Source organism: Rhizobium pisi (assembly GCF_003938655.1).
Classification (GTDB): domain Bacteria; phylum Pseudomonadota; class Alphaproteobacteria; order Rhizobiales; family Rhizobiaceae; genus Rhizobium; species Rhizobium pisi.
Map to the genome: position 1 here is coordinate 314,523 of NZ_RJJT01000004.1, position 21,152 is coordinate 335,674.

Annotated in this window: 20 protein-coding genes and 1 tRNA gene; 10 read left to right on the plus strand and 11 right to left on the minus strand. The window is 58.5% G+C overall.

What is annotated here, in order from left to right:
• Positions 1–180: 180 nt before the first annotated feature.
• Positions 181–765 (plus strand): DUF6650 family protein, encoded by a 585-nt coding sequence (locus tag EFD55_RS07860; protein ID WP_125844041.1) that lies wholly within the window; start codon positions 181–183, stop codon positions 763–765.
• 132 nt (positions 766–897) lie between these two features.
• Here EFD55_RS07860 and EFD55_RS07865 read toward each other — a convergent pair whose 3' ends face one another.
• The 5 genes from EFD55_RS07865 to EFD55_RS07885 form a co-directional block, all read right to left on the minus strand.
• Entirely contained in the window at positions 898–1,524 is a 627-nt protein-coding gene (locus EFD55_RS07865; protein ID WP_125844042.1) for a recombinase family protein, read from the minus strand.
• A 738-nt stretch (positions 1,525–2,262) separates the two neighbouring features.
• Positions 2,263–2,907 carry a MarR family transcriptional regulator gene (locus tag EFD55_RS07870; protein WP_125844043.1) on the minus strand — a complete coding sequence of 215 codons (645 nt, stop codon included), beginning with the start codon at positions 2,905–2,907 and terminating at the stop codon, positions 2,263–2,265.
• 1,382 nt (positions 2,908–4,289) lie between these two features.
• Complete coding sequence (locus tag EFD55_RS07875) at positions 4,290–5,849, minus strand: site-specific integrase (protein WP_167493243.1); 1,560 nt, start codon at positions 5,847–5,849, stop codon at positions 4,290–4,292.
• A gap of 309 nt (positions 5,850–6,158) precedes the next feature.
• Positions 6,159–6,956, minus strand: a complete 798-nt coding sequence (locus EFD55_RS07880; RefSeq protein ID WP_125844046.1) for an SDR family NAD(P)-dependent oxidoreductase — start codon at positions 6,954–6,956, stop codon at positions 6,159–6,161.
• 130 nt (positions 6,957–7,086) lie between these two features.
• Positions 7,087–7,692, minus strand: coding sequence for a TetR/AcrR family transcriptional regulator (locus EFD55_RS07885; RefSeq protein ID WP_125844112.1), 606 nt, complete (start codon positions 7,690–7,692; stop codon positions 7,087–7,089).
• Between the two features lie 111 nt (positions 7,693–7,803).
• Between EFD55_RS07885 and EFD55_RS07890 the strand changes: the two genes are divergently transcribed.
• From EFD55_RS07890 to EFD55_RS07900, 3 genes are all read left to right on the plus strand, one after another.
• Complete coding sequence (locus EFD55_RS07890) at positions 7,804–8,490, plus strand: PspA/IM30 family protein (RefSeq protein WP_125844048.1); 687 nt, start codon at positions 7,804–7,806, stop codon at positions 8,488–8,490.
• 48 nt (positions 8,491–8,538) lie between these two features.
• On the plus strand, positions 8,539–8,820 hold the full coding sequence (locus EFD55_RS07895; RefSeq protein WP_125844050.1) for a YiaA/YiaB family inner membrane protein: 282 nt from the start codon (positions 8,539–8,541) through the stop codon (positions 8,818–8,820).
• 93 nt (positions 8,821–8,913) lie between these two features.
• A complete protein-coding gene (locus tag EFD55_RS07900; RefSeq protein ID WP_125844052.1) occupies positions 8,914–12,309 on the plus strand; it encodes an acyl-[ACP]--phospholipid O-acyltransferase in 3,396 nt (1,131 codons plus the stop codon).
• Positions 12,310–12,708: 399 nt separating this feature from the next.
• Here the strand turns inward: EFD55_RS07900 and EFD55_RS07905 are convergent, their stop codons facing one another.
• A complete protein-coding gene (locus EFD55_RS07905) occupies positions 12,709–13,116 on the minus strand; it encodes a hypothetical protein (RefSeq protein WP_125844114.1) in 408 nt (135 codons plus the stop codon).
• A gap of 263 nt (positions 13,117–13,379) precedes the next feature.
• Here EFD55_RS07905 and EFD55_RS07910 point away from each other — a divergent pair.
• Positions 13,380–13,456 (plus strand) — tRNA-Pro (locus EFD55_RS07910).
• Positions 13,457–13,540: 84 nt separating this feature from the next.
• Here EFD55_RS07910 and EFD55_RS07915 read toward each other — a convergent pair.
• From EFD55_RS07915 to EFD55_RS34090, 4 genes are all read right to left on the minus strand, one after another.
• Positions 13,541–13,690, minus strand: a complete 150-nt coding sequence (locus EFD55_RS07915) for a hypothetical protein (RefSeq protein ID WP_376774090.1) — start codon at positions 13,688–13,690, stop codon at positions 13,541–13,543.
• Between the two features lie 1,236 nt (positions 13,691–14,926).
• Entirely contained in the window at positions 14,927–15,211 is a 285-nt protein-coding gene (locus tag EFD55_RS07920) for a hypothetical protein (protein WP_125844054.1), read from the minus strand.
• Positions 15,187–15,630: an AAA family ATPase gene (locus EFD55_RS34085; RefSeq protein ID WP_281039981.1), complete on the minus strand. Its 444-nt coding sequence runs from the start codon at positions 15,628–15,630 to the stop codon at positions 15,187–15,189. Before EFD55_RS34085 ends, EFD55_RS07920 begins: the two co-directional genes overlap by 25 nt.
• A gap of 22 nt (positions 15,631–15,652) precedes the next feature.
• Complete coding sequence (locus EFD55_RS34090; protein WP_125844058.1) at positions 15,653–16,213, minus strand: AAA family ATPase; 561 nt, start codon at positions 16,211–16,213, stop codon at positions 15,653–15,655.
• Between the two features lie 74 nt (positions 16,214–16,287).
• Here EFD55_RS34090 and EFD55_RS07935 point away from each other — a divergent pair, with 74 nt between their 5' ends.
• The 3 genes from EFD55_RS07935 to EFD55_RS07950 all read left to right on the plus strand — a co-directional run bounded on the left by EFD55_RS07935 (position 16,288) and on the right by EFD55_RS07950 (position 19,246).
• Positions 16,288–16,512, plus strand: a complete 225-nt coding sequence (locus EFD55_RS07935; RefSeq protein WP_125844060.1) for a hypothetical protein — start codon at positions 16,288–16,290, stop codon at positions 16,510–16,512.
• 1,395 nt (positions 16,513–17,907) lie between these two features.
• The gene (locus tag EFD55_RS07945) at positions 17,908–18,441 is read left to right on the plus strand and encodes a hypothetical protein (RefSeq protein WP_125844061.1); all 534 of its coding nucleotides are present in this window, start codon (positions 17,908–17,910) and stop codon (positions 18,439–18,441) included.
• Positions 18,442–18,568: 127 nt separating this feature from the next.
• Positions 18,569–19,246: a methyltransferase family protein gene (locus tag EFD55_RS07950; protein ID WP_183736680.1), complete on the plus strand. Its 678-nt coding sequence runs from the start codon at positions 18,569–18,571 to the stop codon at positions 19,244–19,246.
• Between the two features lie 112 nt (positions 19,247–19,358).
• Here the strand turns inward: EFD55_RS07950 and EFD55_RS34270 are convergent, their stop codons facing one another.
• Positions 19,359–19,541, minus strand: coding sequence for a LamG-like jellyroll fold domain-containing protein (locus EFD55_RS34270; RefSeq protein ID WP_125844063.1), 183 nt, complete (start codon positions 19,539–19,541; stop codon positions 19,359–19,361).
• A 101-nt stretch (positions 19,542–19,642) separates the two neighbouring features.
• Here EFD55_RS34270 and EFD55_RS07960 point away from each other — a divergent pair, with 101 nt between their 5' ends.
• Positions 19,643–19,975 (plus strand): MBL fold metallo-hydrolase, encoded by a 333-nt coding sequence (locus EFD55_RS07960; protein WP_245438417.1) that lies wholly within the window; start codon positions 19,643–19,645, stop codon positions 19,973–19,975.
• Between the two features lie 55 nt (positions 19,976–20,030).
• Positions 20,031–21,062, plus strand: coding sequence for an agmatinase (gene speB, locus EFD55_RS07965; RefSeq protein WP_125844065.1), 1,032 nt, complete (start codon positions 20,031–20,033; stop codon positions 21,060–21,062).
• The last annotated feature ends 90 nt before the right edge of the window (positions 21,063–21,152 follow it).

Consider the following 21,152-nt stretch of genomic DNA (forward strand, 5'->3'; position numbering starts at 1 on the left):
AATAACTTAGCTTCTTACTTGCTGGTCCCGCTATAATCTCCGCCGCAGTTTCAAAGCTTCACTGAAATACCAAACGACTGGCAGGAGACTTGCATTGATGCACGATCTCCAGCTCCATATTATTCGACACAAACGAGAGACGCAGAAATGAGGACAGGGGCTATCCCATTCAAGTTTGACATGAGCGATCTTCTCGCTCGCGCTCGGCGACAAGTGAGCGGTCGAGTGGGCAACGTTACTCTCAACCTTCCGTTCGTGAGTTTCGATGTTAGTCCCAAGGACAAGGAGAAGCAGGTAGCAAGGGAGATCGTCATACGGCTAAAGGACCGCCGTGTTCTTTCCGCGTGGGAATGCTGCGACAATTGCATCGACCATGCCCTGGCGTCGCTTCAAGAAATTCGCAGAACGTTGGTTGATAAGCAGGTCGATCTCTCGGACCTACAGGATGGGCCACTGTTTCTGCTGCTGGATGCGATGTCCTTGGGTATTCGACAGTTCCTTACCTTTGAGCAACGCCTCAAGGCAGCAGGAAAAGAACAGGACAGCTTGGGGGATCAGGAGTTTTACCGGCCTCCCGATACGAGACAGGCTTACTTTGATGGGCTGGAAGTCCTTAGGGGACATCTGAGCAGGTGCTTAGGGCAGGTGGCCGCGATAGGCGGTATGGAGTTGCCTGCTGATGGACTCATTTCAAACTATCGTGGCGCATGGCAAATTGAAGCTTACAATCCTCCTCATGTCGAAGCACTCGATCATGAAGCCTAACTGCTGCTTATGGCTTTCAGCAAGCCGGGCAGCATCTCGTTGTTCCTCCGCAGCTCATTTTCAGTGAGACTGACAGGAACGACGGTTCGGCGAAAACACATAATCAGGGAAGGAGAAACGAATGCCCGAGAATTAGGACGCGGTCTTCCCCGAGACACGTTTGGCCAGTCGAGCCAGCGTTGATCGTGAGCAGCTCGTGGCAGCAACAATAGTGTTCCAGCTCATGCCGCTCTCAAGCATCTTGACGATGCCAGCGTTACGCTGCTCGTCCTCAGGGCGGCCCTTATAGGCTCCGTCAGCCTTCGCCTTAGCAATGCCTTGGGCCTGCCGCCGTCTGCGGTCCTCATAGTCTTTGCGGGCAATGGCTGCCAGCATGTCGAGCATCATTCCGTTGATGGCATCGAGCATTCGGCTCTGGATATCATCCTTGCCAGCCGTGGCCATCATCCAAGAGGTGGGAAGGTCGAGTGCAACCACCTTCACTCTGCGATTCTGTATTTCGGTTTTAAGGCGCTCCCAATCCTCAGCGTTCAAGCGACTAAGACGATCAACCTGCTCCACTAGAAGGACATCGCCGGGGTGGCAGTCATTCAGAAGGCGGAATAGTTCAGGACGCTTCAGGGAGGCACCGCTTTCGTTCTCCACGTAGCTGGCAGCGATCTTCAGCCCACGCTCCTCAGTGAACCTGAATAGGTCGTCTCTGGCACGGTTGGCATCTTGGTCTTTGGTGCTGGCACGAAGGTAAGCGCGGACATGCATTGGAACCACCTCGGTTCGTTTAATGTGGTTCGCTTATCAAAGGTTCGATTTGAATTGTCAAGAGACATTTATCGAACCACGATTTGGGTGGTTCGTCTGCTGTGTACCCGAATGACACCGGCTTGCTGGAATACTGCGCTGGCCTCTCGACACCAGCAGGTGGCGCAGTGCCGGCGGGAGAGGTACGGGCAGCACAAGTCTGCGCAAGCTGGCACTTCATGCCGCTATTTCTGACCGGCGCAGGGTACGGGGGGACGGGCCGGAAGGCTTATATCTGATCTGTCCTCAGAAATTTTTCTCCCGGATATTTCTGGGAGTGGCTGATGACAACCAAGCCCCTCGTCACCAAGACAATGCGACAAAAGGGTCGGGTAACCACAACACGCGAAAACGAACGACATACCGCTCAGATTTGAGCGCGCATGAATGGACTGCGCGGATGATTGCCGGGAAAGTCGATGCGTTCCTTATAGGTCACCTCAGGGTTTGGGTGTTGGTGGATGAGATCTCTAATCACCTCCATCCATCGCAAAGACCACCTGAGATAACCTGATTACATTAGAAGGACCTCGGTCAGCCTTTATTCAATCTCCATACTTGGTCTTCCTGACGAGGGGTGGAGGTGGATCGATGATGACGATGATCCTGGGTCGTCACCACCAACACTTTGCCTTGGCTCGTTTATGCTCTTAATTATGCATATTTGCCATTTCTTTGTCTTAGCGATTTCTAATGTCTTTAAGCAGCCGATTGGAGCCGCCTGACATGGTAGCTCACGGATTGCTGCGAGTAGCCAGTCAGCTCGACGATCGCCGCCTGCGTGCGGCCTTCTCCGAGGAAGTGCTTGACAATGTCTCGGGCCTTGCCTTCACGAGGGACGTGGCCGAGCTTCGTGGAAAGCAGCCTCTGTCCGTCAGGCGTAATCAGGATCATACCAATACGCCGCTCCTCAAATTCGACAGAGCGGCTCACAGTGATCGGGATGCAGTAGCCTTCCTCGATAGCCAGGCGTGTGGCTTGGGGCCGACGAGAGTATCGTGGCTTCCGTAGATCAGGGGCACAGATCATCGGGACACTCTCCACCGACAGGACACGGTCTACCCATCGCAGCATTTCCATCTGGTCGATGACCGTGGGTGATGTCGTGTTGAGCTGCTCAGCAAGCTTGGTAATCGTGAGGCAGTTGGTGGCGATCTCCCCCGTGATCGGGTTGGCGATTTCACTGCGCTTCCAGCCGCTGTAGTTCTTGATGTGGCTCCAACCTTCCCGCTCTGCACGGACGAAATAGCCTTCGTCGACCCTGCTGGGTGGATTGATCGAGCGACCTCCACGGCTACGTGAGGCTTGCTTATGGCCTTCCAGCCAGTCGCGATAATTGGTCATTCTTGTCTCTTGCATTCTGGATGAGGTTGGTCTGGGAGAGAACGCCAGCAGCCGAGAGTTACTCCGGTGTTGGCGCTTCTGTCTTTTCCAGATGAGCGAGGACCAACGACGCTTTGTAAGCGGTGCGCAGAGAGGGCGCTGTCATTGGGGATAATTTCAACCCCCCTCATGGAAATGCCGTCGGCAATCGCTGAGATCACCGAGGGCAAGGCAGGGAAGAAAGAGCGGTAGAACCTGTCGGGTCGCAACCCTTCCGCTAAGCGGTTGGGGGCGCGTGGTTCTTCATAAGTGGGTAGTTATCCGTATGGTGGTGGCAATTAATAATTGTGCTGTCGCGGTGAATTCAATCGCCCACATTCCGCCTTTCCTTAAGGGAGTGGTAATCCAAGGGCGTGTGTTAATCGAATGTAGATCAACCAGTACTGCCAGCTTCTCTCCTAAAGTGGGTGATAATTGACAGGCGATGCTCGACTCGGAGGTGTCCACTGGCGCGTTTTCTGGCTTCAGGCTGCACTCGCTCTGGAAATGGCTGAAGCTCGTTCTAAGGCTCCTGTGAGGCGTGCGCGGAGCCTTTGGTTTGGAGTGTGTACGGCTCACTTGAGAATTGAGGAATCAAGCAGCTTTTGCGGTGCTGCTTCTGTGCGCGGGCCTATGGGTATCCCCAAATGCAATCTAAGGGGGAGAGCGGCCCCATAGATACGCGGGCCAAAATAAACCTGCTCAAATGATCTCGTATACCTGAGATCGGCTCTTCCAAAATCTCAACTCGTGTCTCTCGTGGTCGCAGATAACCAGCTCACCTTGCAGTTCAGCGACGCCTCTGACCCAGACGGTAACTCCAGAACCATCGTCGTACTGAAGGTGCAGGATGGTATGCGTTTCTTTTAAGTGAACCTCCGCTCTGGTTACCACTGCTATGGCTTTTCCCGAAGCAGATGTTCCGTTGAGATAAGTATCCGCAACGATGCTCGGCCCCGCGCCGCTTTCGCGGGGAAAGCATTTTTCGTGTCTCGGCCAAGGCGGGCCTGGAGGGGGGTCAATCCACACACTTCCGCCGTTGTGGCGAATGAAAAGCACTCGGTCTCCGCAGCGAGGGCAATTCGTGAGACGGCAGTAACTGTCGCTGGAGTAGTTCTTGTAGCCCGGGCGGGCAGACGAGGGGGAGGTGGAGCAGCTTCCGTTCAAGTGAATTGGGATCGCCCTGCCACCCATCCGACGTATGATGATCTCTCCTCCGCATTGGTCACAATAGGGCATGTGATGTTCATCATCCGTGGATTAAAAGGACGACATTGGTGCCAGACGGTGTTGCCGAGATCAAGGCCATGTGCCGCGACTTCAGGGCGCGCTTGGCGGCTTCTTACCGGCGAGATCGAATGCGCTCATGCCGCAACCCCAAGTTCGCGCTCAATCCCTTGATATCGGATCGCCTCGACAACCTGTTGCAGCGCTTGAATATCCAACCCCTCCGGATTGTACGTGCCGAACGTTATGCCCTCCCGATCATGACCGACAACCTGCGCGGCCTCGGTTTGAGGAAGTCTCGCCCGCTCAAGAACTTTGATTGCACTGCGTCGAAACGAATGGAAGTCAACCCGGTCTTTGCCGGTTCGCTCGTCAGGCCGCGTTATTTTTAGGGCTCTCCTGTGTTCGGTAAAGCGTTTCGAGATGTACCATGATCGCTTGCCGTCAGGGCCGCCCGGTTTCAACGCGGGAAAAAGCCATTCGCTTTGGTGATGGCGGATGAACTCGAGCAAGCCAGCAGCAATAAGACGGCTATGAATGGGAACCTTCCGATCACCCGCCTCCGACTTGGCATTGGTGATGTCGAAGTACCAGATGCCGTCCTCTTGCTTGATATCAGCCACCTTGCGGTCACACATCTCGTTCAACCGCATGCCGCTGTAAGCAGAGATGTGGCAAAGCCACGCGAGCGTGTTGGGATGGCTTTGTTGCTCGGGGCGGACCTCCGGCTGTGTGGCGAGGAGTACCTTCAATTCATCGATGGTGTACGGCAGTTTCTGCGTCTTCCGTTTTTCCCCGATTTTGCGGTATTGATCCTCCCACGGGTTTTCGCGCGTCAATAGTCCCCGTCGCTTAGCCCACTGCCAAACCATGGACAGGGCCGTGGCATATCGATTGATCGTCCTGTTACTGAGGCCGATCTTGTGATTGCCAAAATCTCTGATGATTTCGCTGAATGTCCGCTGCTTAGTGTGCGGGCTTCGCCCCCAGTGAGGGTCAAACGTGGCGATCTTGTCGAGAAACTCCGCCGCTTGCTTGCGATCAACCTCATCCAGGCTCGGCATACCGGCCCACTGGTCGAACAAACGATACACCGCTTCGTACTGGCCCCGTGTTTGCTCTGTGAGCTTCGCGGATGCGTCGCGTTGGATTTCCTCGATATAGCGGCGGGCTGCGTCGGCGAACGCTTCTCCAGTTTTTCGCCTCTTAGCGGTCACCGGCTGGAGGGTTTCCATGTCGATGCCGTTACGTCCGAAGGCGGCTGGTAGGGCAAAGGTTCTCCCGTCCATCGCTGCTCTGCGTCCGGCTGCCCCTGCAATACGGGCCGAAACGAGGGCATGGTCGAGATCAGATAGGTTCCCTCCCTCCAACTTCTCGGCCTCAAGCTCAGCGAAGATGTCGACGTTATCCCCGCTCTCATTGTACTCGGCAAGCATCTTTAGGGTGTCTTGGTATTCCCCCTGTGCCTTCTCCTCGATCTCGGCAGGCGTCCATGTACGCGTGCCACGGAGGACTTCAAACTGGGTATTCCAGCTTACGACCTGGGGCCATCGATCTCTCTGCGCCTGAGTAAGATCACGGGTGCGCAGCGATTTAACGATGTCCGACCTGCCCATTTTGTCGATGAGATCAGCGGGAACCTTCATCGCGAAGTACCAGCCCTGCCGTCGCTGTTTCAGGTATCGAGTATCTGCCATTTGCACTCCGGTAGTACACATCAGTAGTACACGTTAGTAGCTCACGGCATCGAAATAGGTCAACAATAATAATAATTTCTGACAGTTATCCAGAAATTGGTGGGGCTCCTGGCGCCCCAGCCAGCGATTGCGGCTTAAACTGTTACCCTGAATATCCCTACGCCAGATTGCAACCCACAGGGATTTTCCGATTCGAGCGGTGAGCTTATTGGCTTCTCGGTCGACAATGAGCCGGAGCCTCACGCAGGCTGCGCGATTGCTCAAGGAACGCCTGCTGACAAACATTAGACGGGAAGGCGGCAACGCCCGCTAGCCTGGTCTTGCGCTTTGCCGGCGCTCCGCAAACAAACGAATGCCCGTTAACTCGGCGAGCTTCTCTATCAACTCATCCTGAAACCCAGTGTCGGTAACCTCAGGCGAAGCCTCGCGCTGATGTCGATGGTACCAATACTGGCCGCTGACTTTGGTGAGTTCGGCATCGCTTGCCGCGAGCCATGTCTGGGTGAGGTGCCCCATTTCGAGGTCATCGGGCGCACCGGCGCCGCCCATCTTCGTCGGCACCCAGCCGGGGTCCACGGCGTTGCTGAGAACATCCGGCCAATGGCGGGCGATGGCGGCGGCGAGGGTGGCGATGTAGAGCTTGCTTTCCGAATAGGCCTGGCTGGCGTTCCACGGCCGCTTCTTCCAGTCGATATCGTCAAGGGCGCTGCCGCCGCTGCGGTGCATGCCGCTGCTGAGATAGACCAGGCGGTCGGGACGCGCGATCCAGGCGGTGAGCAGATAGGGGGCAAGTACATTCACCGCCAGGGTCTTTGCGTGGCCTTCCGGCGTTTCGCCCCGGCTGCGCTCAAGGTAGACGCCGGCATTGTGGATGACGGCGTCCATGCGCCCGATGGCGTTGACGTGATTGGCGATCGATCGCGTTTCCGTGGCGCTGGCGAGATCGCCGATGACGATGCCGAGGGCGGTGGGCGAAATCTCGGCGAGGGCGGAGGCGCGCTCCCTGGAGCGGGCGTGCAGCACGACGTCGTGGCCCTCCTTCATGAGGGTGCGTGCTGCGGCAAGACCGAGGCCATCGGTGGAACCGGTGATGAATATACGGCTCATGGGGTCTCCATTCGCGCTGGCGTGGAGGGCATAGAGTGCTTGGCCATGGGTCCTCGGGTCAAGCCCGAGGATGACGGAGTGTGGGGTGGAGCTTCGGCGAAAATGCCAGCGCCATCCCCCCAACGCCCCATCACCTTCTCCGCTCCGCCCCCGCCGCAATCGTCTGCACCAACTCATCCACCTCCCTTGCCAACCTCTCCAGCGGCAATCCCACAAAGCGCCCCTCCAAACTTATGCTGATCACCCCATGCACCGCGCCAAAAAGCGTGCGCGCCCGAATAGCCCTGTCCTCCGCAGACATACCCGGCTGGAGTTCGGCCAGCGGTTCGGCGATCACGTCCATCAGGAAGAGGTGTTCGTCGAGATGCCATTGCGGGGTCGGGCTGGTTTCGGGTGGGGCGTGGTCGAACAAGGCCTTCCAGAGGTTTCGGTGTTCGACGGCGAAGCTTAGGTATCCCTGCGCCAGGTTGCGCAGCCGGTCGGTCGGCGGTCTGTCTTTGGTTTTATCAAGCGTCAGCTTTGCCTCCAGCGCCTTCAGCGTTGCGGAGTTGACGTGGATTACGAGCTCGGAAAGGTCTGAAAAGACCGTGTAGAGGCCGCCCAGCGCGCAGCCGGCGTCCTGGGTGATGTCGCGGGCTCTGAGATTTGCCAGCCCGTCTCTGGCGATCCGCTCGCGGGCGGCCTCGATCAGCCGGGCCTTCAGGTCTTCGCGTTTTTCTTCTCGTCTGCCGGCCATTAACCATTCCACTTCGATTTTCTGAACGTCGTTCAAAAATTATCTTGAACGACGTTCATGATTCTGGCATAAGTCATCTCGTGAACAACGTTCATAAACCGGAGGAAGGAAATGTTCAAACTGATTTCCATTTTGTTGCGGGGCAGGGCGCATGATGCCGAACAGGCCTTCGCCGATCGCAACGCCGTGCCGCTGCTTGCCCAGCAGATCCGCGATGCCGCCCAATCGATCCAGTCGGCCCGCCGCAGCGTCGCGGTCGCCATCGCCCAGAACGAACAGGAAAAGGTGCAGCACGGGGCGATCGTCACCCGCATCGCCGATTTGGAGACCCGCGCCACCGCAGCGCTTGCGAAGGGCAATGAGGGCCTGGCCCGCGAGGCGGCCGAGGCGATCGCCTTTCTCGAAGCCGAGCGGGATGCATCTGAAAAGGCGCAGGCGCAGTTCACCCAGGCGATCGACAAGCTGAAGGGCATCGTCCGCGCGTCCGAGGCGCGGCTGCAGGAGCTGCAGCGCGGCGAGCGGCTCGCTCGCGCGACTGAGGAGGCGCAGAAGCTCGATGTCGCCGTCGCCGGTCCAGGCTTTGCGACGCTCGACGATGCCGAGGAGACCTTGGCGCGCCTTCGCCTGCGCCAGAGCCAGAATGAACTGACGGCCGCAGCCCTGAAAGACATGGAAGGCGCCATCCGACCGGCCGGCATTATCGAAAAGCTTGCCAATGCCGGCTTCGGCGCGCCGCTGCGCTCATCCGCCGATGATGTGCTGGCGCGGCTGAAGAGCCGCATCACGCCCGCCGCTTGAAATTGCATCCATCGACCATTCATCCATCGAACCATAGGGACCACTGATATGAACGACAGTTTCCAGAAACATTCCGCAAGCTGGGTCAGCTTCTCCTACATCTCCTTCGGCGCGGCCGCCTTCATGCTGGCGCTTGGCCTCTATATGATGCCGCTCGATCTCTGGGGCAAAGGCTATCTCGCCATGGGCATTCTGATGCTGGTGCAGACCACGGTGAACATCACCAAGACGCTGCGCGACAATGCCGAATCCGAGAAGCTGATCCGCAAGGTGGAAGATGCCCGCACCGAGAAACTCCTGGTCAAGTTCAATCGTAACGATGCAGATTGATCTTCCTTAACCACAGCGCAGAGTTGTTATCGCATTCAACTTTTGCGTAACAACTCTGTGGCCTTCTCTGTCAGTCGAAAGAGGGACGAGCCCGTGCAACACAATCTGATGACATCGAGGAAATTCGCGCCGCTGTTCTGGACCCAGTTCCTGACGGCCTTCAACGACAATTTCCTCAAGAACACCCTGGTGTTCCTCATTCTCTTCAAGATGTCTGCGAGCGAGGGCGCCGCCCTGGTGACGCTTGCCGGCGTCATCCTCATCGTGCCCTTCCTGCTGCTGTCTGCGCTCGGCGGCGAACTCGCCGACAAGCACGACAAGGCCAAAATCGCCGAGCTGCTGAAACGCTGCGAGATCGCCATCGCCGGCCTAGCCGTCGTCGGCCTGGCCTTCTCCTCGATCTTCATCCTGATGGCGGCGCTGTTCGGCTTCGGCACCATCTCGGCGCTGTTCGGGCCGATCAAATACGGCATCCTGCCGGATCATCTCGAACGCCGCGACCTGCCGAAGGCCAATGCCTGGATCGAAGGCGGCACCTTCATCGCCATCCTTGGCGGCACGATCATCGCGGCATTCGCCTTTTCCGGCGGCGAAAATGTGCTGATCTTCGGCACCATGATGATGGGGCTTTCGGTGCTCTGCTGGCTTTCGGCCCGCATGATCCCGGCGACCGGCTCCAAGGCGCCGGATCTGGAAATCGACCGGAATGTCATCCGCTCCAGCTACACCCTGGTCATGGAAATCCGCGCCGACAAGCGCCTGTGGCGCTCGGCGCTGATGAATTGCTGGTTCTGGCTGGTCGGCGCTTTCGTCCTCTCCATTCTGCCGACCATGGTCACCGAACTGCTCGGCGGCTCCGAGCTCGTCGTGCCGGCCTATCTCACCGTCTTCGCCATCGCGGTTGCCGTCGGCTCGGCCATTGCCGCCTGGATGTCATCCGGCCGCATCGTACTGTTGCCGGCCCCTGTCGGCACGGCGTTGCTCGGCCTCTTCAGTCTTGATCTCGCCTGGAACCTCTGGGGCTTGGCATCGGCAAGCCATGCGACGACGATTGCCGGTTTCTTCGCCGGTCAGAATACCATCCGTGTCGCCATCGATCTCGCCGGCATGGCGATCTCGGGCGCCTTCATCGCCGTGCCCACTTTCGCAGCCCTCCAGACCTGGGCGCATGAGGACCGCCGCGCCCGCGTCATCGGTGCCGCCAATGTTCTCTCCGCCCTGTTCATCACCGTCGGTCTCGGCCTCGTTGCCGCCGTCCAAGCGCTCGGCGCCTCCATCCCACAGATCCTGATCGGCCTCGGCATCATCAATTTCGCCGTCGCCTGGCTGATGCTGAAGACGCTGCCCACCAATCCCTTCCGCGATTTCATCTCGATCCTGTTCCGCGCCTTCATGCGGCTGGAGGTCGAGGGGCTTGAGAATATTAAGAAGGCCGGCCGGGCGCCGATCATTGCGTTGAACCATGTCAGCCTGCTCGATGGCGCGCTCGCGCTCGCCATCACCGAGGAAGAGCCGGTCTTTGCCGTCGATTACAAGATCGCCCAGGCCTGGTGGGTGCGCCCCTTCCTGAAGATGTGCAAATTCCTGCCGCTCGACCCCACAAAGCCGATGGCGACGCGTTCGCTGATCAAGGTGGTGCAGGATGGCAGCCCGATCGGCATCTTCCCCGAAGGCCGCCTGACGGTGACCGGCACCTTGATGAAGGTCTATGACGGTGCCGCCATGGTTGCCGACAAGACGGGCTCGATGGTCGTGCCGGTCCGGATCGACGGGTTGGAGAAGAGCTATCTCTCCTATCTCGATAACGGCAAGATCCGCCGCCGGCTGTTCCCCAAGGTCAAGGTCACCATTCTCGAGCCAGTGAAGCTCGAAGTGCCGCCGGAGCTGAAGGGCCGCAAACGCCGCACGGCGGCGGGGGCTGCGCTCTATCAGGTCATGTCAGACCTGATGTTCCGGACTGCGGATACCTCCTCCACCGTTCTCGATCGCGTCGTCGAGGCAGGCCACGAATTCGGCATGGGCAAGCTCGCCGTCGAAGATCCGGTCACCGGCAAGCTCACCTACGGAAAGCTGCTGACGGGAGCCGCCGTGCTCGGCGCAAAATTCCGCGCCCGCTTCCCGGAAACCAACCTCGGTATCATGCTGCCGAATGCCAATGGTGCGGCCGCCACCCTTCTCGGCGTGATGACGGCGGGCAAAGTGCCGGCGATGCTGAACTTCACTGCAGGTGCCGCCAATATCCTCTCCGCCTGCAAGGCCGCCGAAGTCAAACATGTGCTGACCTCCCGCGCCTTCGTCACCCAGGCCAAGCTCGGGCCCGTCATCGAGGAGATGGAAAAGCAGGTGAAGATCGTCTGGCTCGACGATCTCAGGGCCGAAATCTCACTCAAGGACAAGATCCTGGGTTATCTCAGGAAGGCGCGGCCGCTGGTCAAACGCCAGCCGGATGATCCGGCCGTCATTCTCTTCACCTCGGGCTCAGAGGGCACGCCGAAGGGCGTGGTGCTCACCCACCGCAACATTCTGTCGAACGCCGCCCAGGCCGCCGCCCGCATCGATTTTCACAGCGGCGACAAGGTGTTCAACATCCTGCCCGTGTTCCATTCCTTCGGGCTGACGGCCGGCACCGTGCTGCCGCTGATTTCGGGCGTGCCGGTCTATTTCTATCCTTCGCCGCTGCACTACCGCATCGTACCGGAACTGATCTATGTCTCGAATGCCACGATCATCTTCGGCACCGAGACCTTCCTCAATGGTTACTCCAGGACGGCGCATCCTTACGACTTCCGCTCGATCCGCTACATCTTCTCGGGCGCCGAGCCGGTGAAGGCCTCGACCCGCCAGACCTATATGGAAAAATTCGGCCTGCGCATTTTGGAAGGCTACGGCGTCACCGAGACCGCGCCGGTGATTTCGATCAATACGCCGATGTACAACAAGTCGGGCACGGTCGGCAAAATCCTGCCGGGCATGGAATGGAAGCTCGAACCGGTGCCTGGTATCGATGAGGGCGGAAGGCTGCATGTGCGCGGTGCCAACGTCATGGCAGGCTATCTCCGTGCCGAAAAGCCCGGCGTCCTCGAGCCGCTCGTCGACGGCTGGCACGACACCGGCGACATCGTCACCATCGACGAGGACGGTTTCGTCAAGATCCGCGGCCGTGCCAAACGCTTCGCCAAGATCGGCGGCGAAATGATCTCGCTCGCCGCCGTCGAGACGCTGGCCGCCGAACTCTGGCCGGGCGCTCTCTCGGTCGTCTCCTCGCTGCCCGACGCCAAGAAGGGCGAGCGCCTGGTGCTCCTGACCGATGCCCCCACCGCCACCCGCGCCGAATTCCTCGCCTTCGCCAAATCGAAGGGCGCCATGGACATGATGGTACCGGCCGAGGTCAATATCGGCACGGTGCCGGTGCTGGGTTCTGGCAAGGTGGATTTCGTTGCGGCGCGCAAGCTGGCAGAGAGTGCGGCTCAGGGGGAGCAGGCGGCGTAAGGGTTGGGGGCATCAACTGCGGCCTTCACCCGGCCGGGGCGGCGCGAGGTCTGGTGAAAGCGTCGCCTCAATCCCCGTCATTCCTGTGCCCGTTACAGGAATCCAGCCACCGCGCGTCTGCGCGGTGAATGACTCTCATACGGTGAAGCAGATTCTCCTGCGCCCAAGGACTTGGGCGCACTGGATTCCTGTGACAAGCACAGGAATGACGGAGGAGAGGTAGGCGAGACGAGAGAGACGCCTTGGCGCAAACCTGATGGCAAGCCTCATCCCGAGCATCTGCAGCCAGTGCAGCAGATGCTCGGTACAGGCCCAGGATGACACCGAGTAAGGAGCGAAGTCCGCCAACAAACATGCGGCACCCGACCGCCTGCTTCATCGTTTCGGACAAACCGTCCGTTACTTCTGTTCCGGCGCCAGGAATTCCGCGCAATAGGACGGACCGTCCACGCCCGGGATGTCGGCGACGGTGCGGATGTCGCGGATCGTGTAGTCGGAGCTGGTGGTGATTTCGGCCTGGCAGCGCAGATAGGAGGTGCGGGCGGACGCGATCTGCTTGCCGCGCTTGCCGTCGGCGCCTTCGGCATATTTCGCCGGAATGCGCACAGTCTTGTAGCCGCCGCGCCAGGTATAGACGGTGCCCGAGCCTTCTTCGCGGTCGCTGATCGGCGGCCCGTAAGCGGCAAAGAAGATGCCGGCCGATTTGCCGACCCAGCGGGCCTCGATCGGATTGCCGGCGGAAGGAATGGTCGTGCATCCGGCAAGCGCAATTGCAAGCCCGGCCGCGGTCATGGTGCGGAGTTTCATCATGTGGTCCCTGATCTCAAGCGCATTGGCTGCGAAGCCGCCCTCACGGCGGTTTCGCCTATCCCGTCGAGCCCTTTAGCGCGGAACCCTGCAAAAGAAAATTGCCCCTTTGACACTTCCGTTCGATTTGCTTCGAGTGTGTCTTTTTGCAGCAGCAACTGCCGTCCGGGGCCTGTCACGCCACTGTCAAAAATTCCGCCCGAATTTTGGAATTTGGTGCTTGTGCAACCAGATAGGCTGTTCTATAGAAGCGCCGCTGGTCACGGAGTGTAGCGCAGTCTGGTAGCGCACCACGTTCGGGACGTGGGGGTCGAGTGTTCGAATCACTCCACTCCGACCAGCTAGAAACCCCGCTCCGGCGGGGTTTTTCATTTCCTGGCATTGCTGCCCCAAAGACCACGGCAACGATTACGGCAATGAATGGTCACTTCTTCCTCCCAGCGCGGCCGGTGGTGAATGCTGCACCGACATTTGCTTGATGATCGGGATGGTGGTGGCCGTAGGTCTTTTCCAGGGTCTCAAGCGTCATGCCCAAATAGCCGGAAGTCTCCCACTTGTCGGCTGCGGCCTGCATCAGCCAAGTAGCCGCGGTGTGCCGCAGCGTGTGCCTGACGACGCCTTTCGCATCTTCCCCTAAGATCTCGTCGACGAGGTTCCTGAAGGCGCGCTTCGGACCACTTCAGTTCGCGACAAGGAACAGCCGCGTGACGATGACCACTGCCCAGCTGTTTTAAACGGGGAAATAGTCATCGACATTGGTCCAACGGTGCAAGGGGGGATACCAAAGACCACGCACGACGATATGAAAGGAGGCGTCATGAACGCTCTCTTCCTTATCGAGGCCAATCAGTCGGAAAAGACTTTCCGGTTGTGCTTCGCTGTGAAAATCAGCTGGGCCTCAATCCTTGGGTTCTTCTCCTAACTGAGACAGAAGGCCCTCTTGCGAAAGCAGGAAGGTTTTTTGTTGCGAATGAGATCCCTGCCGAGGCCGAAAAAGCTGAATGTTTTCTCACGCGTGCGCTATGCGCGATCGCGCGCGAGGCAAATACCTGTATTTGCGATAACGCTCGGGGAGGCGGCCGGTCCTTGGGTGCGCGCCGGAAGAGATCGGGGCACCCCCTCCGAGGGGTACCGTGACCCGAGCGCCGATTCACCAGCGAAATATTATTCCAATGCAAGACCCGATTTCTAAGGGTATTTGGCGATGTCGGTCTCGTCCGGCTCAGAAAAAAATTCCAATTTTTGTTAGACTGTTGTTGACATGCTGTGGAGAAGCTATTAATAGCGCGCGCCGGCGCGAATGCCTGCCGGGTAGGGCCATCGAATGGAACCAACCACCGGTCATTGCCGTTATAAGCCAAGGACTCCCGCCATGAGCAACGCCCGTCGGGCGCGAACGAGATGGTGATGGTACTCCGAGGAGAACGCGCATGGATCTCACAACACTTCTCATCATCGTCGTGGTACTTCTTTTGCTAGGCGGCGGCGGCTTGTACGGCCGGGGACGCTGGTATTAAACGGCGGTCTGCGGGGCGCGCATCACTGGGTTGACGAGCGCTCCGGCTAACTGAGCGCGGCGGACGTTTATCGCCGTGGCACGGCCCAGCGACGTCAAGATCGGCAGATGTTCCTTTGGCGGAGACCATCAGCATCCCTACACACTAACTGGCAGACACAGATGCGGGGTAATGCTTTGCGGGGGTCTATTTTCTTAACAGACACAGCGTGCGGGGGTATTCCATCATAGGAATACACCCCCGCCGCCGCACTGTTTTGCTGGGGTGCGGAAGTCCTTTTGCGGGGGTTAAAATTAGACCCCCGCAACGGGTTTTATGAAGTCCGCTTCGTGCCGGCTGGCGTCTTTCATGCGCACTATTTCAAGCTCGCCCGCTTCAATCCAGGCGGCAGGCATTGCTTTCGCCTGATCCTTGTCTTTGGCAACTCCCGTCTCGATCAGTAGATTTCCGGCCCAGTGTTCGGCGCGCTGGTCTGCCTTGTAATCGATGCTGGTGAGCCGCACCTTCAGGCCCGCTAGCACCTCTGCCGGAACGTCCGCGACCGCGGCCTGGCTCACCTCGGCTGCCCGATCAGCCAAGACGTCCGCCGAGGCCTCGACCACGCCGACTCGTCGCCAGTCTTCACCAGACCTCGGCCATTATTCAGCGGCACGGAAACAAAGCGCCGCCACTGAGACCGGCCGGATGCGATCATGTTGACCTTCCCATGATCGACACGGAAATAGCCGCGTGGATCCTCGACGCCAGCTTTCTCTGCCTCGGCGTGCGTCATCACATTGAAGACGCGCATGCTGCGCACCTTGTCCTTGAACGCACCACCCCCTCGAGCGCTATCCGCGGTGACTTCACCCTGATTCTTCGAAACGTGGTGCACGAGCTCGACACAGCAGTTGGCCTCGTCGGCGACACGTACCCAGGCGGCTGCAACACGCTGCATGGCGCCGTTAGCATTTTCCCGTGCCTCATGCGTTGAAACAAACGGATCGATGATTACCACGTCGATTTCACGTCGACCGATCTCAGAGACTATGTCTTCGACGAATGGCCACGATCTTCAGGTCTCGGCCATCCTGTCGAGCGATGACGAATGCCTGATCACGTCCCGAATCCGTAAAAAGCCGGCCGCCGATCTGCTCGTTCGTCACCTGGAAGTGCTTTGCGGCGCCGTGGAAACGGCGATTGATTTCGTCAATTGGATCCTCGGCATCCACCCACCACACGCGCAAGGGCTTGATCAAACCGCCGTCGGGCTCAAGCAGCGGGCGGCCAGTCACCATCGATAGGGCTTCGGAAATCGAGTGCGCGGTCTTGCCGCCGCCGCCAGGGCCAGCGGACGCCGTGGCATAGCGTCGAATATAGTGCCTGCCGTAAAGCCACTCACGCTCCGGAATGTCGGAAGGATCGCCCAGGCTGAACGCGGTGGCCTCGATGGGCTTGTCTTCGACGATCTCGAATACGCCGCGGTGGCTATGGAGCCTGGCGCTGCCATCGGGAGTGAAATAGATACGCCCGCGCTCGTCGCCGACCTTTGCACCGTAAAGTTCTCCGGACATGATCGATCCGCCGAACTGGCGTTGCAAGCGCTCGAGGCGAGCGGTGAAGTCGTGCTGAGCAGTTGGCGTATTATCGTTTGCCGCGATGGGATCCGGCTTAGGTGGAAAAAGCTCTTCCCGAAGCTTCGCCAGCGATTCTGACAGGGGCGCGTCGGCAGAGTCTCCGGCGGCTTCGCACCAATATCCCGCCCGATGATGCGCATTGCGATATCCGCATCGTGCTCGGGTCCGGCAATTTGGATGACGGAAGGCTCTCCGTTCTCGCGAAGAAATACCAGCATGGATGTTTTGGGATCGCACCCATCGATGTGATCAACAATGACTGAGGCTCTCTTCCCGGCTTCCTCACCTTGCGGCCATTCGTCGGCCGGCAAGCTGGAAACATTTGCTGGCCCGGTGTTCTCCCATCGGGCCCTCCGTCCGCTTTGGCCGGGGCCAGGACCACATCTGCGACGCAGTGGCCGTGGTCGACGAGCCGATCATAAATACCGAAAATCAGTGCTTCGCGGCTATCCGTGGCAGGCGTCGGCTTAGGCTGCGTTTGTGCGGTCATCGGCGATCTCGTGCCCCTCGAAAAATGCGGATGCTGCTGCGGTGATCTGGCGAGAAAGCGACGTCGACGTCGTGACGGACCTTCCGCCCGCTGACGCCGGGAAAGAATGTCCTGCGCCCCTTCGGAGTGTCGACCAGCCTGAGATTGCACAGGCGTATGTCGTCGGTGACCTGCACGCTAAATCTGGCGAGCACGCGAGCACTGTCTCCGGCGAAGCCTCCGGACGTTTCAAAATCTAGGATCTGCAGTTTGTTCTCCTTCCATGGCAAAACGCCCGCCGGTAGACCGGCAGGTGGTGAATGTTCATTTGTCTTCAGTGTCTCGCGATCCGGCAAGTTTTTGTCGAATCCGGATTGACTGCTGGGCTGCAGTATGATCGTGGCGCGCCAACTTACGGCAATGATTGGCAATGATAGAGCGTAAAAGAGTGCGTTTCGACGGCACAAAAGTCAGCGCGAAAGCCAGCATTTCTGGGATTTTTGGCGCAAACGTTGTTGTTCGGGACGTGGGGGTCGAGTGTTCGAATCACTCCACTCCGACCGGTCTGAACCCTTGAAAAGGTTCATCATTTCCCCGAAACCTCGAATTCTCAGATACTTGCCATTTCATGCAGCGGACCGATTGCCCTGTGGACCGGTTAAAATGCGTTCGCTGCCTGCTGCTGAAAGCCTGGGCTGGCGTGTGCGTGGTCCGTTCGAACTCCTCGGCCGTCATGCCCAATGATGCCGCTGCCTGCTCGGCTTCGACGCCGGCTTGAGCAAGCCAGGTCGCGCGCGTGGCGCAGAACGTACGGCGTAACATCGTCGCCACAAGGCCCATGAGTTGAAAGTGGGCGACCGGGCATCATTGGCCCCATGCCGGCTTTGGATCGCCAAAATCTACAGCGCCGTGCGTTTGATCTTGGCTTTCAGTGGCGTTCCGCCATTGGCTGCCCATGCGGCCGCCCCGAGCGAACGGACATGTCCCTGCACACGAGCGCCGGGGCAAACCGCTTCAGGTCGTCGATATTCATGAAATCGCCTCGTTCAAGGATAGATAAGTGATGTGAAAGGTTGCAAATCTCCGCAGCCGGAGTCATTCATGCGGCCCCGGTCGAGCGGTAAGCCCTGCCCACGCATTTGCGAATATTCTGCCCTGAACCACGAGGCCTGCCGAAGGAGGAAAGCGAATGCGTGTCTTGGTTCTGACTTTTGTTCGTCTCGGACCTGCTTTGGTCTATGCGATTGGTGCGGTATTTGCCGCCAGCATGCTACTCCTTGCAGTGTATCCATCACGCCCGTTTGCTTGGGCGCTGTACCTGACGTTGCTGCCTGTGTTGCGCCTACCCCTCATGTTACTTAGCGTGGCGGGGATGGGGGCGTGGGAACTTCTCGCTGCGTTTGCATTGATGGCGATTTTCGGCGTCTATCTTACTTTTCATCCGAAACGGTTTCTTAGGGCACGCTTCGTTCATGCTCATGTTGCGCTGCTCGGGCTGGTGCTTGCCAATGCTGCTGCAAGCACAGCCGCAGCAGGTCGCAGCGGGGCGTCACTCCCCGGCTATGTCGACTGGTCACTGCCGTTGCCTACAGCGCTGCTCGGAACCGTGTTGATCATCGTGGCTGCCCTCGCCTGCCTTTTCACTCACGCCGAGATCATCCGCCGCATCCGCATCCGGGCCAGCATTGATCAGCTGCTGGCGCATCGCGTTTCGTTGCATTGACAGACGCCGATGGCGGCGCATCGGTGTAAGTCACATCCCCAATAGTTGGTATTCACCAATTTAACCGGTTGCGATTGCCATTTTCCGCAACCGTGCGAAGATGCCTTCAAGCAACGCGGGGGTACCAATGAGCAATCGACACTTGATTATTGCAGATGTCATCGGCCGGATTGGCATCTGCTCCTACTCAATACTAGTTGTGTGGACTAAGATCGGACGGACGATGACGGCCGACGACTATCCGGGCGTCGTATTCCTAATAGCTGAGATCGCTGCGATCTTATTTGTCGGCATGATGTGTGTCGTAACCCTAACAAGAATGCCCCAAGTGCGGTCTGCGCGCGGCGTTGAACCATACCTGACGGCGATGGCAGGCAGCTTCCTCTTCCTACTGATCGCCTTCCTTCCTCCGCCAATGGTGTTGCCAGATACTGTGCGCGTTGCCGCAATGGTTTTGATGATCATTGGCTGCATTTCATCGGCATATATGCTTGCGATCCTCGGCCGCAGTTTCAGCATAGCACCGGGTGCAAGAGCTCTGGTCACAACGGGGCCATATTCGATCGTCCGGCACCCGCTCTATCTGACCGAGGAGATATTCGTTGTCGGAATGATTCTATTCAGCTTTTCTCCGTGGACGGTGTTTCTCGGACTCGTGCACTGGTGCCTGCAACTTCGCCGGATGAGTAACGAAGAGACGGTGCTCCGGGCGGCATTTCCAGACTACCGGTCCTATGCCGAGCGCGTCCCCAGGGTGATTCCGTTTTTCCCCAGGCGCGGCAAACGCGCCACGGCCACTGGATGATGGATCATGACATAACCGTCGGTCAGGAGCGCGGAAAAGCAGCGGTTGGCACGCTGAAGCTGGTGTCCGTGGCGTAGCGGGCTGCACCCTTGGTAATGCGGAGTTCATCAAGCTAACCGTTCATGTCGACCGTACCACCTGAGTTCTGAGCTCCGATGCCTAGAGCGCCGGCATAGTCGCCGATCGCGGAGTTTGCTGGCGTGGAGCTCGCCCTCATCACACCGTCGATGTACACGCGGACCTTTCCGGTCGCGTCGTGATCAACAGCGACGTGATACCACTGACCTGTTGTCATTGGCCATGTCTCCCGAGAGTCTCAGAATTCAGGTCGTCCGAAGGCCAGCCGGCGAAAGTTCATCGGGTAAAGGTCCTCCGCGGGCTGGAACCAAGCCGACTATGCAAGCGCCCGCACCTCTGACTGAAGTGGTTCGCGAGGGATCAACTATCGACATCGGAGGGGTCGGCTTCACAGTGCTGCATCTTCCCGGTCACTCGCCCGGATCGATCGCCCTCTTCGACACACGGACTGTCGGTCTTTTCTCCGGGGACGCCATTTACGACGGTGGTCTGGTGGACGATCTCTCCGGTTGCGACAAGGAAGTTTATCGCAATACAATGTCGCGATTGAAGGACACTGAAGTGTCAATCGTTTACGGCGGCCACGGGAACCCTATGTCGCAGGAGCGAATGCACGACGTCGCCACGACCTATCTCGACCGACCGGTCTAGCTTTCCATCGCAGCTTATCGTGAACCAACAAAGAATTTTACCAAAGGACGTTGCAATGACAGATTTGGCTAAACTGAACGCCCTCCGCGAAAAGTACGCGAATGCTTCCGGTGGCGACATTTTTGACGAAAACTTCGCTCGTGTCGCGAAGGCGCAGTTCACCAGTGGTGATAGACGGAAGTGGCCTTTCGCCGGAATACCAACGCTTGTCGGCGCACCGTGCCGTCCCGATCTGCAGGACACTGCCGATTTTGGCGGTTTGGATATTGCCCTGCTCGGCGTCCCGATGGACCTTGGCGTCACCAACAGAAATGGCAGCAGGTTCGGCCCTCGGGCTGTCCGAAATATCGAGCGGATAGGACCTTACGACCATGTGCTGAAATCGTCTCCGCTATCGACTGCAAAGGTCGCGGATATCGGTGATGTGCCGATGCAGAGCCGTTACGACCTCGACCTCTGCCACGCGGATATTTTTAGCTTCTATAAGAAGCTTGTGAACGCAGGCGTTCGCCCGCTGTCGGTGGGCGGCGATCATTCGATAACCTCTTCGATTCTAAAAGCAGTTGGAGCGCAAGAACCGGTTGGGATGATCCACATCGATGCCCATTGTGATACGGCAGGACCATATGAGGGGGCCAAGTTTCAACATGGCGGACCATTCAGGCTGGCCGTCTTGGACGGCGTGCTTGATCCCGAACGCACGATCCAGATCGGCATTCGCGGCGGTGCCGAATATCTTTGGGAGTTTTCATACGAGAGCGGCATGACGGTTATCCATGCCGAGGAGGTTCCCCACATCGGCATCGCAGCGCTGATTGAAAAAGCGCGAGCCGTCGTTGGAAGCGGCCCTACCTACGTGTCATTCGATATCGACAGTGTTGATCCGGGTTTTGCCCCTGGGACCGGTACGCCCGAGGTCGGAGGACTTACGCCACGCGAGGTCTTGGAGTTTCTCAGGGGGATGCGTGGGTTGAACATCGTAGGCGGTGATGTGGTCGAGGTAGCGCCACAATACGACTCGACAACGAACACTGCTCACATCGCGGCTCAGGTCCTGTTCACCATACTCTGCCTGATGACGGGTTGAACAGACAATCTGGAGCCACCTGCGGCGGCGCTACGGGCAGGCTGGCGGTTTTCTCGCTAGCCGAACTGGAATGAGCATGCATTGAATTTT